We start from the raw sequence: 14,083 nt of genomic DNA on the forward strand, positions 1-14,083 counted from the left end.
CCGGATTGCCATGACACGCAAGACCGCAATCGTGACGGTACTGATCACCGTGGTGGCGCTCGCCGTCACCGGCGCCTACCTGCTACGTCCGGGCCCCACCGCACCGCTGCGCTTCACCGCCCAGTTCGACAACGCCATCGGCCTCTACGTCGGGAACGACGTGTCGGTGCTGGGCATGCCCGTCGGGCGGGTGACCTCGATCGACAACCGGGGAAACCACGTCGACATCGGCATCGAGGTCGATCCCGGCACCAGCATCCCGGTGGACGTGTCGGCCGTCACCGTCGGAACCTCGATCCTCACCGACCGGCACATCGAACTCACACCCGCCTACTCCGGCGGCCAGCTCCTGGCCGAAGAAGCTGTTCTGGGACCGCAATCGACCAGAACTCCAGTCGAATTCGACCGGGTCCTGAAGATGGTGGACAAGCTCGGTGGTGCGATGGGTGGCGACGGCAAGGGCGGCGGGCCGTTGACCGACCTGATGTCGGCCACCTCCGCGATCACCTCCACCAGCGGACCCGAGATCAAGAACGCCCTCGCCGGGATGTCGGATGCACTGCGCACCGGCGCCGACGGCGGCGCCGCGACCAAGCAGAACCTCGAAGCCATCGTCACCAACCTCAGCAAGCTCACCGACTCCGCGGCACGCAACGAGGGACAGGTCCGTGAATTCGGCACGTACGTCCGCCAACTCACCGACCTGCTGGCGGCCGAGAACGTCGGTCGCGGCGACACCGGCCGACGACTCAACGGTCTGCTCAACGAGCTGAACGAACTCCTGGGCAACAACGGCGACAACCTGAGGAACAGCATCGCCAGCAGCGCCAGGCTCAGTCGGGCCCTCGTGGACTACCGCCGAGAACTCGCCGAGGTGTTCGACGTGGCACCGTTGGCGATCGACAACGCGGCCGCTGCCATCGACATGCAGAACGGAATGCTGCGCGTCGGTGCCCATTTCGACAACGTGTTCTTCGACAGCTCGATGACCAAGGAAGTCTGCAACATCCTGGGTCTCCGCCAACTGGGCTGCCGCACCGGATCCATCAAGGATCTGGGCCCCGACTTCGGGATGACCACCATGCTCGAAGCGATGACCAAGCTGGAGGATCGATGAAGCCTGCCCTCCAGATCGGCCTCGCCACCACCCTGGTGGCCGCTGCGACGGTCGGATGTTCCGCCGGAGTGGAGCAACTGCCTCTCCCCGCCCCCGGCCTCAGCGGCCCGACCTATCAGATCGACGCGGAATTCTCCAACGCGCTCAATCTCCCCGATCGCGCGAAGGTACGTGTCGGTGGCGCCGACGTCGGCGAGGTGGTCGGCATGAGCGCCAAGGACTACACCGCCGTGGTCCAGATGCGCATTCTGGACGGAATACATCTTCCCAAGGGAACCACGGCCGAATTGCGTTCGGCCACACCACTGGGCGACGTGTTCGTCGCTCTCACGCCGCCCGCACCAGAGTCAACCGTCACGGCGCTCCTGACGGACGGGGACCGGATCGGCCAGCAGTCCACCACCGCCGCCGCGACCGTCGAACAGGTGCTGGCCACCACGTCGCTGATAGTGAACGGCGGCGTGATCCGGAACCTGACGCGAGTGCTCAACGGTGTCGGCGGGGCGCTCGGTAAGGACGGCGAGGGGCTCACCAGCCTGATCCACGAGTCCCGTGCACTGGTCTCAACGATGGCAGACCGCTCCGAGGAGATCCGGAGCATGCTGGATCAGACCGCCAAGCTGGCCGACGAACTCAACGCCCGTCGCGACACCATCAACGAGGTCCTGGACACTGCCACGCCGGCACTGTTGACCCTGGCGGACAACACCTCCGCGATCGTGGACCTGGCCAACGAGATCGGTGCGGTGACCGCGCAGTTGCAGAAGTTCCCGGCCATCCAGGGCACCGACGCCCGCAGCTGGATCCACGACCTGAACACCCTGTCGGCCGCCTTCAACGATGCCTCCACCGACCCCCGGGTGACGATGGCCAACTTCCTACGGTTTCTTCCTGCCGCGCTGAAGTTGTTCGGCAGCAACGCGGCCGCCGCCGATGTCGACCTTCAGCAGATCGCGATCGGCCACATGCCGGACATGAACCACTACGCCGACCCGGGATTCACCGGCCCCAAGATGGCCAACTGGGACAACATGGTCGGCTCGATCCGCTTCGTCTTGACCCAGCTCGGCGACCGGGTGTGGGGCCCCGGCCGCGGACAGATCTGGGGGCCGCCGAAATGAGCCTGCGCACCGCACTGAACCCCCTGTCGGCCTTGGCCATTCGCTGCGTTCAGTTCATCTCCGCGCGAAAGCTGGTGCTGTCGGTCGTCGGTCAGCTGCTCCTCGTGGTGGTAGGGGTCGCGTACCTGACATTCGGCGCCCTGCGGGTGAACCCGTTCGATCGCCAGATCACCGTCAAGGTGGACCTGGCCGAATCCGGCGGACTGCTCGCCGGCCAGGATGTCACCGTCCGGGGGATCCCGATCGGCCGGGTCAAGTCGGTGGACGTGACGGGCAACGGGGTGGTCGCCACAGCGACGATCGACCACAGTGCCCGTATTCCTGTGCTCGACACCGGTGTCCGGGTTTCGGGGCTATCCCCCGCCGGAGAGCAGTATCTGGACTTCGCCCCGCAACGCACCGATGGCCCGTTCCTGTCCGACGGAACGGTGATCGACCGCAGCCAGACCGAGACCCCGGTCCCGCTGTGGCGTCTGCTGACCAATGTCGACGGCGTCCTCGCCCAGGCCGACGCCGATCAGATCCGATCGGTCATCGACGAACTCGGCGTCAGCGAACAGGGGCCGGAGAAACTGCGTGAACTGTTCAACGGTGCCCAGGTGTTGCTCAACACCCTCGACGGTGTGCTTCCGCAGACCATGACGTTGCTACGCAGCAGCCGCACGGTGTTCACGATCATCGACGATTCCTCGGGCGGCCTGGATGCCATCTCGCACAACCTGGCCGGAACCTTCGACGGCATCGGCGAGAAAGACGCAGGCATAAGGACGTTGCTCGACAGGACCCCGGACCTGCTGAAGACCGTGGATTCCGTGATCGAGAACAACTCCCCCACCATGGTGCAGTTACTCGGCGACCTGACAACGGTGGCGCAGTTGTCCCAGGTTCGGGTTCCCGCGCTGGACCGGATGTTCAACGACGAGCGACCACCGCTGCTCGACGGCATCCGCTCACTGATGCACGACGGGGCGATCTGGGCGATCGCCGATATCTATCCCCGGCCGGTATGCGACTACCCGCACCCGCGGGACGTGCCGTTCATCCCGAACTATCCCGAACCGTACCTGTACACCTACTGCCAGAACCAGGACCCCAATCTCCTGGTCCGTGGCGCCCGCAACGCCCCACGCCCGCCCGGCGACGACACCGCCACCCCTCCGCCCGGCCTGGACCCACTGCGCCGCGCCGACCCGACACCGATAACCGAACACAGCATCCAATTGCCCTATGGCGGACCGGCTCTCCCCCCGGAGTCTCAGCCACATCGCCAGGGTGGGCAGTGGTAGGAGAGAGGAGCATCATGAGCACGGAACTGGCTGAACGCGTCGACAGCGAGGACACCGACGAGCCCGATGACACCGAGACGCCGGGCTCTGCCGCGGAGGAGCCGGAGCCCGTCGTCAACCACAGCACGTGGCGACGACGTCTGATTGCCGCCGCGATCGCTGTGCTGGTGCTGGCGCTCGGCGGTGTCGGCGGATTCTTCGGCTGGCAATACGTCGGCGAGCGACAGATCGCGAATGCCGGTGCCGCAGCGTTGAATACCGCGAACTCCTACGCGGTGACGCTGACTTCGGTGGATACCGGCAATCTGGATGCGAACTTCGCGGCGGTACTCGACGGGTCCACCGGCGAATTCCACGACATGTACGCCAAATCCAGCAGCGAACTGCGCACGTTGCTGATTGACCACAAAGCGACCGGCCATGGTGTGGTCGTGAACTCTGCGGTCAAGTCGGCCACCGCCGACGAGGTGGTGGTGCTGCTGTTCGTCGACCAGACGGTGACCAACACCGAGGTTCCGGACCCGCGGGTTGATCGCAGCCGCATGGTCATGACCATGCAGAACATCGACGGCCGCTGGAAGGCCGCCAAGGTGGAACTCCCATGACCGCGCCCCAGGAGGCAACCGTGACCACTGCCGGCATCAAACCCGGTCCGATCGCCGCACTGCGCGACGAGTGGCTGATCCATTCCATGATCAAGCGCGTCGGCGACCTGCCCGAGACGGTGTTCCTGCCGATGTTGCGGATCGTCGCCGACAACCGACCGGCGGTCGAAAGCAGTTGGGCCACAATGGTGGAGCGGCGTAAACGTCGACGTGGACTGTTCGAGAGCCCTCAGCACTCCTGGCGGCGCCAGTACGGCCAGTTCGTCGCTGAGCTCGAGTGGGTGACCGCCGAGCTGCTACGAGACCTGCCGTTCGAAGCAGTGGAGGAGCTGGTCTCCGACGCCGTCGCGCGCAGGCTGCGGCATTGGCTTCGGTTCCTGCTGCCGATGTTCCACGCAGTCAAGGTCGTACCGAAAGCCTGGTACGCACCGGTGATGGACATGGGCGTCGGCCTGTCCACCTTCCTGGTGGGGCCGATCCACCGCACCGGCGAGGAACCGGACGGGACGCTGGTCTACGAGATCCCGGAATGCGCAATGCATGTCGTTGTCGGGACCAACACCGCTCAGCAGAACTCCTGCCAGATGGGCTGTAAGGCCGCCTGCGAAAAGGTCTTTCATCCCGGTGGGCCCATGCCGCTCGAATTCGATCCCCATCTCCCGGGCCTGGGCTGCACCCTGCGCGTCCGCACTGCCCACTGACCCGACACGAAGGAATCCCGACATGACCAGCGTCGACAACGACCCCATCCAGACCTATGCCCCGCTGTACGAGGAGTACGACTACACGATCGACGACGTCACAGGCGAGTTGCCCGCCGCCCTCCGAGGGACGTTGTATCGCAACGGTCCCGGCAAGATGGAGGCCGGCGGAGCGCCGCTCGGCCACATCTTCGACGGCGACGGAATGCTGACCATGTATTCGATGTCCGACGGTGTGGTCCACTTCCGCAACCGGTTCATCCAGACCAAGCACTATCAACGTTCGATCATTTCCGACGGAGCGCCGTTTCGCGCCTTGGGCACCATGCGCGACGGTGGCCTGCTTGCCAACGCTCTGCGGTTTCCCGCCAATGTCGCCAACACCGCCGTCGTCATGAACGCCGGAAAACTCCTCGCCCTGTGGGAAGGTGGCCGGCCCACCGAACTCGATCCCGACACCCTGCGGACCAAAGGTGAGTACGACTACGACGGTGAGCTCAAGTGGCTGGGCGCGTTCTCGGCACATCCCAAGTGGGACTGGGATACCGGCGAGATGTACAACTTCGGGATGGCCATGGCGCCGGTCCCGAAGCTGATCTGCTACCGGGTCGACCGCAGCGGCAAGATGCGCAAACTCGGTCACGTCCGCCTGCCCGGACCCATGTTCAATCACGACATGGGCCTGACCAAGCGGTACCTGGTCTTCGTGATCCCGCCGCTCGTATTCCCGCTCAAGAAGTTCTTCGGCGCGGCTTTCGGTTTGCTCAACTACATCGACGCCATCGAATACGACGCCTCACTGGGCACCACGATCGCCTTGGTGCCCCGCGACGGCGGCAAGCCGCGGATCTTCCACACCGACCCGATGCTGCATCTGCATTTCGCCAACGCCTACGACGACGACAACGGCGACGTCGTGGTGGACGTGCTGAATTACCACGCCACGTGGGAACAACTCAATGGCCAGCTCGCCGGCGTCGAGACCCTGATGGAAACCTCCACGATGCCCTTCGGTGGCCTACCCACCCGGGTCCGAATCCCCCGATCGGGACACGTCACGATCGACGAGTTCTCCGGAGTCCACGGTGAATTCCCGATGATCAACGTGCTCAACATGGCCAAGCCGAATCGCTACTTTTATATGTCGGCGGCCACCGACGGCAACTTGTTCCCGAACGCACTGTCCAAGATCGACAACAAAACCGGCAAGGAGACCATCTTCAAGTTCCCCGACGGCCACCTGCCGCACGAGGCGATCTTCGCCGCCAGGCCCGACGCGATCGAGGAGGACGACGGCTGGCTGATCGAACCGGTGCTGGACGGAATCAACAACACTGCCAACCTGTCGGTGTTCGACGCCAAGGACATCGAAGCGGGACCCGTATACGTCGGCCGGTTGCGACACCATCTGCCGCTGAGCTTCCACGGCTGCTACACCCCACGAATCGCCCAGCCGCATTCACCGTCGGTTACTCGGTGATCACCTGGAACTCCGGGGCGATCAGGTCCCGGAGTTCCGCCCACCCGACGGTGATCACCGGCAACCCGCGGCCGAACTGCCAGTCCGGGAAATGCAGTTCGATGCCCGCGTCGGTGGGGATCCAATACCGGAAGTTGTCGTCGACCGGGGCCACCTCGCTGCCGAACTGCCACACACCCGGGCGACTGGGCGGCGCGTAGACCGTCGGGAGGATCCGCTTCGTCTGGTCGGACAGCCGCGAAAGGCCCGCCTTTTTATCCGTGAAAAGATTGTCCCAATCGATCATAATTCCGCTACGACAGTCGAAAACTCGAGTCGCCACGGCATGGAACGGCATATTAGGCTGATCGGTATTGTATTCGCCCGTGAAGAGCGCAGAAATTGTCACCGGCCGTTTGACGACATGCCCATCGATATTCAGTGTCCACGAATTCGTCTTCGTCGCGCTCGGCTCGTAAGTCGCCACCTGACCACGCGCCTCGGCATCGATCACCCGATTGATCTCGTCGGCGATCGCACCATCGCCACCACCGATCCGCTCGTAACGAACACTCCAGCCGCCCAACCGATCTGGACTCTCTCCGGCAATGGTGTCGACGACAGGTACGTACGGAGCGCATGGAGATTCCGACGCGGCCCTACCGACACCCGCTCCGGTTGCCACCATGCCCACGCCGACTGTGACGACGCAAAGAATTCTCGCCAGCATTTCAACCCCCGCGCGCGCATCGGTTTTTCCATTTCCGGTTGCCGCCGATTATGCCACGCCATAATTGACCTGCCGGAGCGAATTGTTGGCGTTCCACATAATTCCCGAGATCCCGGATTTTACCCAACCAACTGGTTGGTGTAGTCTCTCGCCATGCGGACAGGAATCTTTCTGAGTTACGCCGGCGGCTTCAAGGAAGCCGCCGACCAGGTCGTCGAACTGGAGAAGGTGGGCGTCGACATCGCCCTGGTCGCCGAGGCGTACTCCTACGACGCGATCAGCCAGCTCGGGTACCTGGCCGCCAAGACCTCCACCATGGAGCTCGGCACCGGCGTGGTGCCGATCTACACCCGCACGCCGGCTCTGATGGCCATGACCGCGGCCGGTGTCGACTATGTATCCGACGGCCGGTTCCGCCTGGGTATCGGCACCTCCGGGCCGCAGGTGATGGAAGGTTTCCACGGCGTACCGTTCGACGCGCCGCTCGGCCGAACCCGCGAGGTGGTCGAGATCTGCCGCAAGGTGTGGCGGCGCGAAAACCTCGACTACGACGGCAAGTACTACCAGCTGCCGCTGCCCGCCGACCGTGGCACCGGGCTGGGTAAGTCGCTGCACCTGATCAATCACCCTGTGCGTGAGCGCATTCCGATCACCATCGCGGCGCTGGGACCCAAGAACGTCGAGCTGACCGCCGAGATCGCCGAGGGCTGGCAGCCGGTGTTCTACCTGCCCGAGAAGGCCGACGACGTGTGGGGCGACGCGCTGCGGGCCGGGACCGCCAAGCGCGATCCAGAGCTGGGACCGCTGGACGTCATGGTCAGCGCCAGCCTGGCCATCGGCGATGATGTCGACGACCGGCTGGCCTGGGCGAAACCCCAACTGGCGCTGTACATCGGCGGCATGGGCGCACGCGGACAGAACTTCTACCACAAGCTGGCCACCCGGTACGGCTACGGCGAGGTCGCCGACACCATCCAGGACCTGTTCCTGGCCGGCAAGAAAGCCGAGGCCATCGCTGCCGTCCCCGACGACCTGGTGCGCAACGTGTCACTGGTCGGGCCGAAGGGATTCGTCAAAGAGCGCCTCGCCGCCTACGCCGAAGCCGGGGTGACCACGATGCTGGTGCATCCGATGGCCACCGACACCGCAGAGACCATGAAGTTCTGCGAGGAGCTCGTCTCCCTCACCGGCTAGGCCGCCAATACAACCGCTCCGCGACTTCGGCACGACATGGGCATCATCGGCCGTTCCTCGAGACGAGGTCGAGGCAGCTGCCGGTCATGGGGCGGACTGCGCAGTGGCGCGGGCAGCGATGTTGTCCTCGATCTCCTGTGCCCACGCATGCTGGGCGCTCGTGGTGTCGATCTCGTACTCGAACCGGTCGACCATGTCGGCCGCGACATCGTCGGCGTCGACGTAGAACTGTTCGTACCAACGGCGCAGCTGATACACCGGCCCGTCCTCCTCGCACAACAACGGGTTGTCGATGCGGGCCTTGGTTTTCCAGATCGCCACATCCTGCTCGAAGCCGATCTTCACCCAGTCACCCAGTGCGATGGCGTTCTGCATCGCCAGCTCCCCGGACAGGCCCTCGACCTTCTTGACGATGATGCCGTATTGCAGGACAAACGAATTCGCGTCGATCGGATAGTGGCAGTTGATCAGCACGCTGTAATGGTCGGTGTCGGGATAGTGGTAGGTCAGGTCATCGATCATGAAGGCCGGCCCGTAGTACGACGCCACCGAGGTGGTGCCGAGCATGGTCGAGCCGCCGACATCGTCGCGGTCGGCGCGGGTGTCGGCGTTCATGTACTGGGTCCCGATGTGGCCGTCGAAGATGTTCTTGAAGTACGTGGGCATCGATCCGTGCACGTAAAAGAAGTGCGCCATGTCCACCACGTTGTCCACCAACTCTCGGCAGTTGGCGTTGACGACCGTTGTGTACCAGTGCCAGTCGGTCCACTCGTCGCTGGTGGCACCTTCGATGCGGGGAATCGTCACATCGGTGGGCGGGGGCTTGCCCTCGGGATCGTTCCAGACGAACAGCATCCCGTCCTGCTCAAGGGTCGTCCAGGTGGCGGTCCGGGCCAGGCGTGGGGCGCGCTTGCCGTACGGCACGGTCTTGCAGCGTCCGTCGCCACCCCAGCGCCAGTCATGGAAGGGGCAGGCGATCTCATTTCCCTTGACCTGGCCTTGGGACAGATCACCGCCCATATGTCGGCAGTACCCGTCCAGGACGTTGATCTTGCCGTCCCCGCTGCGGAATACGACAAGCTTCTGGCCGAAGACGTTGATCGCGTGCGGTTCCCCGTCACCGAGGTCGCGAGTCAACCCAAGGCAGTGCCAGCCACGAGCAAAACGCGGCGGTGGCGGGTCGGCTGCGATCTCCCGTACCTCGCACTCGGATTCCATTTCCATCAAAGACCCCTCCGAAGGCTCGCGACGACTGTGGTTCACATCACATCCAGGTCTAACACTCAGGCGCCGCTCCTGTGCCCGAAGTCCCACTGGCAGGGATCGAAATCCGGTTCAGCGCGAAGCTAGCCGCCGACCTGCGGAAGCTCATCCGCGGCGATCTCACACGGCGTCCCACCCATGGGTGCAGCAAGCGGTGCGGCAGCGGGCTCCGCCGGCGGCGGGATGAGGGCCTCGGGCACCTCCGTCGCCTCGGGCGGTGGATCCGGCTGCGATTCGGTCACTTCCACAGGCGCATCCTCCAGCCCGACAGGTTCGCGGTCGGCGGCCTCGTGGGTCCCATCCTCGTCGGCCGCCGCCTCGTCCTCGTCGGTGCCGCCCTCGTCGGTGCCGTTCTCGGCCTCATCGTGTTCGTCATCGTCTGGCACTGGATCGACGTCCTCGTCCGACAGGTCACCGATATCCCCGGGCAGATCATCGGCCGACGACCCGATCAGCCCGCCCAGCAGATCGGCCAGTTGCGGCCCGGTACCGGCCAAGCCGGAACCGATGTCAGGTAAGCCGCCCAGACCGGGCAGGCCACCGCCACCGAGGCCCTGGCCCGGTCCTGCCGGTGCGGCCAAGGCGGGCGCCGCCGGCTCAACGGGTGCTGCCGCCGGGAGGATTGGCTCAGGACCCGCCGCCGCTCCGGACGCAGTCCCGGCGGGCAGCACAGTCGCGGGAACCGGGAACGATGGCACGCTCGCCGGAGCCGCGGTGGATCCCCCGATCGCACCGGCTGCCGAGGACCGGTCAGCTGCACCAGCGGCGAAGGCCGGGGCGGGGCCCGGGGATGCGCCGGTGGGAAGCCAGACCGGCCCCAGCTCCCCGGGGATGCCGAATGCCGGGTGGGCCTCGGCTCGCAGCGCAGCGACGGCCTGTGCATACGCGTCGGCCACCGCTCGCGTCGTGCTGCGCATCGCCGTCAACCAGTCCCCGCCGATATCGTTGGCCACAAAGGGTTTTACCTGGGTGTCGATGAGCTCGCTGGCCGCCGAGCGGTCCCCCACACCGCTGCTCACGGTTCGCGCAGCCGCGAGCCAGATGCCCCGCTGACCGCCCCGACGCTGCTCGATCTGCAGCGCGGCGGAGACCTTGGCGTCGACCGCCTCCCGCAGATTGTCACGCAACCGGGCCAATGTGGCTGCAGCTCCGCGGATCCCGGCGGCGACTTGCGCCGCGGACGTCGCATGCCGGCCCAGGAAATCCGTCGACGCCCGACCCCCGGTGCCGTGCCAGGCCTGCGTCAGATTCTGAAACTGATTGTCCTGCAGCTGTAATACCTGCTCGGCCGCGGTCGCAGCGGCCGCCAGCGCGGTGCATTCGGTATCCAGCGCCCGCAGGTCCAGGCCGTCCTCGGCGGCATACCAGTCGCGTACCTGATAGCGATATCGCGTCAGATCGGGGTGATCGAAGCCCAGCAGGTGGCAGGCCCAGACGTACTCGGCGACGGTGTCGACAGCGGCCTGCCCCTCATCCAGCCGGGACGCGACGTCCAGGCTTGCCACCACGGCTCAACCCACCCGGGCCGCGGCACGCGCGTCGGCAACCGCGTACCGATCGATCGAGCCGCGCAGCACGGCCGCGATCTCGGCACTGGCCCGTGACCATTGCCGCAACCCATCCGTCACCTCGTCCACGGCAGTCCGCACGGCGTCGCCGTCGGCCGCGTGGGCGTGCCCGGCGGCGGCTCCGTCGAAAACCGGGCCACGCAACCGGTCGCGCACCAGCGAATCGAGATCGGCGGCAACGGCGTCGTATCCGGCCGCTACCGCGGACAGGCCCGCCCTGTCGAGACGGACGGCTGTTACATCTCCCATTCCCGGTTAGACGCAGCCGGGCACCATCCGGTTCCGTCAGGGCTGAATGTTCCTCGCGCGAGCGCTCGTCAGGCCGACTGGCCGCTGACCGAATCGGCCACCCGAACCGCGACCATCCGGGCCGTGTTCTCGTCGGCGGCCTCGACCATCACCCGAACCACCTGTTCGGTACCCGAGGGCCGCAACAGGATTCGGCCGGTGTCACCCAGCTCGGCCTCGGCCTGGGCCACGGCGGACTGCACCGACGGCGCCTTGGCCACCGCGGCCTTGTCGTCAACCGCCACGTTGATCAGAACCTGCGGCAAGGTCCGCATCGGCGCGGCCAACGCGGCCAACGTGGCGCGGGTCTGGGCCATCCGAGACATCAGCCGCAGCCCGGTGACGATGCCGTCTCCGGTCGTGCCGAAGCCGGGCAACACGATGTGACCGGACTGCTCGCCACCGAGCGAGAACTCACCGGCCCGCAGTTCCTCCAGGACGTAGCGGTCTCCGACGCCGGTGGTACGGACCTCGATACCGGCGGCCCGCATGGCCAGATGCAAGCCCAGATTGCTCATCACCGTGGCCACCAGCGTGTCCGAGGACAGCTCGCCGGCCTCCTGCATGGCCAGCGCCAGCACCACCATGATCGCGTCACCGTCGATGACGGCGCCCGTGGCGTCCACCGCCAGGCACCGGTCGGCATCCCCGTCGTGGGCCAGACCCAGATCGGCGCCGTGCTCGAGGACTGCGGCCTGCAGCACCTCCATGTGGGTGGATCCGCAGCCGTCGTTGATGTTGAGACCGTTGGGTTCGGCGTTGATCGCGATGACGTTGGCCCCCGCGGCCCGGTAGGCCCGGGGAGCGGCCGCCCACGCCGCGCCGTGCGCGCAATCGACTACGACGGTCAGCCCGTCAAGCCGCGTCGTCATGGCCTTGCCCGCATGCCGCAGATAGCGGTCCAGCGCGTCCTCGGCTTCGAGGACGCGGCCGATACCGGCACCCGTCGGGCGCAGCCCCGGGCCCGCCTGCACGAGGTCCTCGATGCGGTCCTCGGCGGCGTCGTCAAGCTTGTGCCCGCCGGGACCGAAGATCTTGATGCCGTTGTCCGGCATCGGATTGTGCGATGCGGAGATCATCACGCCGAAATCCGCGTCGTAGGCACTGGTCAGGTACGCCACCGCAGGCGTCGGCAAGACGCCGACCCGCAAGGCGTCGACACCCTCGCTGGTGATGCCGGCGATCACAGCGGCTTCAAGCATCTCGCCGCTGGCCCGCGGATCTCGGCCCACGACGGCCACCCGACGACCGGGACCTGTGGAATTGCCGAGACGCCGCGCAGCCGCCGAACCGAGCGCAACTGCCAGTTCGGCAGTCAGATCGCGATTGGCGACCCCGCGCACCCCATCGGTGCCGAACAGTCGACCCATGCCCTTAAACTTCTCATAATTGGCTGCCGTAAACACAACCGACGAGGTCAGCGACCATGTCGGAGCCGAATTGAAACCCCGTCGTGATGGCCGGTGACGCTCACCGGATCACCGCCCGCGGGTCGGGTGCGCGCCGTGATCGTCGGCGGCAAGCAGTTAGCTGGAGCCGGTGTCAGACGACGAATGGCTGCCACCCGGCGCCATCGGAGGTGCCGTCGTCGGCGCAACGCTGTGCGGCGCCGTGCCCTCGGCCATCCCACCCGGGCGCTCAGTGGTCCCGTTCTGGCTGAACGAGATGGTGCCGAGGTTGTTGGTGCAGACCACGTGGTCGGTGCTGTTCGCGTCAACCCCCTGAACGGCAGTGGTCAACGATGCCGTGTCGGTGTTCTCGCACACGCCTGCCGCGATCTGGGCGGCCGCGGCGTCGTCGACGTTCTCCAGGACCGAGATGTTGCCGAGGGTCAGGTTGACCTTGCCGTCTCCGGCAGTCTCGGGCGCCGCCTGCGCGATACCCAGACCCACGGTGAACAGCAACGACCCGCCGAGCATCGCGCCCGCAGTAGCTGTCTTCACGAAGTTCCCCACAATTACTCCTTCCGATGGGACAGCGGCACCCGGTCCCCCGACGTCAGAACGACGTCCACCGGCGGCAGGAAGGTCCTGCGGGCACAACCCTGCTGACACAAAGCAGCCCCCTGCTCTCCACACCGTGGGCTTCCACGCAGGATCCACCTTCAAACCCGAATCCCGGAAAAAGTTGAGAGGCGGGGCCGCGCAGATTTCGACGCCAGGGTCGTAACCGGGCGGCCAACCACAGCCCTGAGGTAGAACCCGGCGAGGTTCGGGCCCAGCTCAGCAGGCAAAAACAAACCCGCCGGGTGTGTACAGGACACACCCGGCGGGTTCGTTCGGCCGCAATGGCGACAGATCAGCGCTTGCTGTACTGAGGCGCCTTGCGGGCCTTCTTGAGGCCGTACTTCTTGCGCTCGATGGCACGCGGGTCACGGGTCAGGAAGCCCGCCTTCTTCAGTGCGGGCCGGTCCTCCGGCTGCACCAGAATCAGCGCACGGGCGATCGCCAGACGCAGAGCGCCGGCCTGACCCGAGGGGCCACCACCATCGAGGTGGGCGAAGATGTCGAACTGCTCGAGGCGGTCGACGGTCACCAGCGGGGCCTTGATCAGCTGCTGGTGCACCTTGTTCGGGAAGTAGTTCTCCAGGGTGCGGCCGTCCAGGTTGAACTGACCGGTGCCGGGCACCAGGCGCACCCGCACCACGGCCTCCTTGCGGCGGCCGACGGTCTGGATCGGACGGTCGATGATGACCGGCTCGCGGTGCTCCTGCTCCACCTCGACGGCCTCGGTCACGACCTCGGTCTCAGT

General features: G+C 65.9%; 14 protein-coding genes. 7 read left to right on the top strand and 7 right to left on the bottom strand.

Annotated features, from left to right (window positions below; translation table 11 throughout):
• The first annotated feature begins 10 nt into the window (after nt 1–10).
• Genes AC4ELH_RS16250 through AC4ELH_RS16275 form a run of 6 tightly spaced genes read left to right on the top strand, consistent with a single transcriptional unit; the run spans nt 11 to nt 6,310 of the window.
• Entirely contained in the window at nt 11–1,117 is a 1,107-nt protein-coding gene (locus tag AC4ELH_RS16250) for an MlaD family protein (protein WP_498885402.1), read from the top strand.
• On the top strand, nt 1,114–2,238 hold the full coding sequence (locus AC4ELH_RS16255) for an MlaD family protein (protein ID WP_448445829.1): 1,125 nt from the start codon (nt 1,114–1,116) through the stop codon (nt 2,236–2,238). Before AC4ELH_RS16250 ends, AC4ELH_RS16255 begins: the two co-directional genes overlap by 4 nt.
• Nucleotides 2,235–3,524 (top strand): MlaD family protein, encoded by a 1,290-nt coding sequence (locus AC4ELH_RS16260; RefSeq protein ID WP_448445831.1) that lies wholly within the window; start codon nt 2,235–2,237, stop codon nt 3,522–3,524. The genes AC4ELH_RS16255 and AC4ELH_RS16260 overlap by 4 nt, the downstream gene beginning before the upstream one ends.
• A gap of 14 nt (nt 3,525–3,538) precedes the next feature.
• Nucleotides 3,539–4,129, top strand: a complete 591-nt coding sequence (locus AC4ELH_RS16265; protein ID WP_491837937.1) for an Rv1363c family protein — start codon at nt 3,539–3,541, stop codon at nt 4,127–4,129.
• Nucleotides 4,126–4,830, top strand: coding sequence for a hypothetical protein (locus tag AC4ELH_RS16270; protein ID WP_498885405.1), 705 nt, complete (start codon nt 4,126–4,128; stop codon nt 4,828–4,830). The genes AC4ELH_RS16265 and AC4ELH_RS16270 overlap by 4 nt, the downstream gene beginning before the upstream one ends.
• Nucleotides 4,831–4,852: 22 nt before the next feature.
• Complete coding sequence (locus AC4ELH_RS16275) at nt 4,853–6,310, top strand: carotenoid oxygenase family protein (protein ID WP_448445837.1); 1,458 nt, start codon at nt 4,853–4,855, stop codon at nt 6,308–6,310.
• On the opposite strand, the gene AC4ELH_RS16280 is transcribed toward AC4ELH_RS16275, so the two are convergent.
• Nucleotides 6,300–7,019 (bottom strand): DUF3298 domain-containing protein, encoded by a 720-nt coding sequence (locus AC4ELH_RS16280; protein WP_448445839.1) that lies wholly within the window; start codon nt 7,017–7,019, stop codon nt 6,300–6,302. The two genes, AC4ELH_RS16275 and AC4ELH_RS16280, sit on opposite strands and share 11 nt — an antisense overlap.
• Nucleotides 7,020–7,172: 153 nt before the next feature.
• On the opposite strand from AC4ELH_RS16280, the gene AC4ELH_RS16285 reads away from it, so the two are divergent.
• Nucleotides 7,173–8,213, top strand: a complete 1,041-nt coding sequence (locus AC4ELH_RS16285) for an LLM class F420-dependent oxidoreductase (protein ID WP_448445841.1) — start codon at nt 7,173–7,175, stop codon at nt 8,211–8,213.
• A gap of 84 nt (nt 8,214–8,297) precedes the next feature.
• Here the strand turns inward: AC4ELH_RS16285 and AC4ELH_RS16290 are convergent, their stop codons facing one another.
• The 6 genes from AC4ELH_RS16290 to rpsI form a co-directional block, all read right to left on the bottom strand.
• A complete protein-coding gene (locus tag AC4ELH_RS16290) occupies nt 8,298–9,437 on the bottom strand; it encodes a 3-ketosteroid-9-alpha-monooxygenase, oxygenase component (protein ID WP_498885407.1) in 1,140 nt (379 codons plus the stop codon).
• 122 nt (nt 9,438–9,559) lie between these two features.
• A complete protein-coding gene (locus AC4ELH_RS16295; protein ID WP_498885409.1) occupies nt 9,560–10,984 on the bottom strand; it encodes a hypothetical protein in 1,425 nt (474 codons plus the stop codon).
• A 3-nt stretch (nt 10,985–10,987) separates the two neighbouring features.
• Nucleotides 10,988–11,293 (bottom strand): type VII secretion target, encoded by a 306-nt coding sequence (locus tag AC4ELH_RS16300; RefSeq protein WP_064888038.1) that lies wholly within the window; start codon nt 11,291–11,293, stop codon nt 10,988–10,990.
• 68 nt (nt 11,294–11,361) lie between these two features.
• On the bottom strand, nt 11,362–12,702 hold the full coding sequence (gene glmM, locus AC4ELH_RS16305; protein WP_064888036.1) for a phosphoglucosamine mutase: 1,341 nt from the start codon (nt 12,700–12,702) through the stop codon (nt 11,362–11,364).
• Between the two features lie 156 nt (nt 12,703–12,858).
• Complete coding sequence (locus AC4ELH_RS16310) at nt 12,859–13,287, bottom strand: hypothetical protein (protein WP_131811732.1); 429 nt, start codon at nt 13,285–13,287, stop codon at nt 12,859–12,861.
• Nucleotides 13,288–13,630: 343 nt separating this feature from the next.
• Nucleotides 13,631–14,068 carry a 30S ribosomal protein S9 gene (gene rpsI / locus AC4ELH_RS16315; protein WP_498886184.1) on the bottom strand — a complete coding sequence of 146 codons (438 nt, stop codon included), beginning with the start codon at nt 14,066–14,068 and terminating at the stop codon, nt 13,631–13,633.
• Between the last annotated feature and the right edge of the window lie 15 nt (nt 14,069–14,083).

Source organism: Mycobacterium shunyiense (genome assembly GCF_058270075.1).

What these genes read in the sequence shown, in the direction of transcription:
- AC4ELH_RS16250 (WP_498885402.1), top strand. Translation starts at nt 11, where the DNA reads ATGACACGCAAGACCGCAATCGTGACGGTACTGATCACCGTGGTGGCG.
- AC4ELH_RS16255 (WP_448445829.1), top strand. Translation starts at nt 1,114, where the DNA reads ATGAAGCCTGCCCTCCAGATCGGCCTCGCCACCACCCTGGTGGCCGCT.
- AC4ELH_RS16260 (WP_448445831.1), top strand. Translation starts at nt 2,235, where the DNA reads ATGAGCCTGCGCACCGCACTGAACCCCCTGTCGGCCTTGGCCATTCGC.
- AC4ELH_RS16265 (WP_491837937.1), top strand. Translation starts at nt 3,539, where the DNA reads ATGAGCACGGAACTGGCTGAACGCGTCGACAGCGAGGACACCGACGAG.
- AC4ELH_RS16270 (WP_498885405.1), top strand. Translation starts at nt 4,126, where the DNA reads ATGACCGCGCCCCAGGAGGCAACCGTGACCACTGCCGGCATCAAACCC.
- AC4ELH_RS16275 (WP_448445837.1), top strand. Translation starts at nt 4,853, where the DNA reads ATGACCAGCGTCGACAACGACCCCATCCAGACCTATGCCCCGCTGTAC.
- AC4ELH_RS16280 (WP_448445839.1), bottom strand. Translation starts at nt 7,019, where the DNA reads ATGCTGGCGAGAATTCTTTGCGTCGTCACAGTCGGCGTGGGCATGGTG.
- AC4ELH_RS16285 (WP_448445841.1), top strand. Translation starts at nt 7,173, where the DNA reads ATGCGGACAGGAATCTTTCTGAGTTACGCCGGCGGCTTCAAGGAAGCC.
- AC4ELH_RS16290 (WP_498885407.1), bottom strand. Translation starts at nt 9,437, where the DNA reads ATGGAAATGGAATCCGAGTGCGAGGTACGGGAGATCGCAGCCGACCCG.
- AC4ELH_RS16300 (WP_064888038.1), bottom strand. Translation starts at nt 11,293, where the DNA reads ATGGGAGATGTAACAGCCGTCCGTCTCGACAGGGCGGGCCTGTCCGCG.
- glmM (WP_064888036.1), bottom strand. Translation starts at nt 12,702, where the DNA reads ATGGGTCGACTGTTCGGCACCGATGGGGTGCGCGGGGTCGCCAATCGC.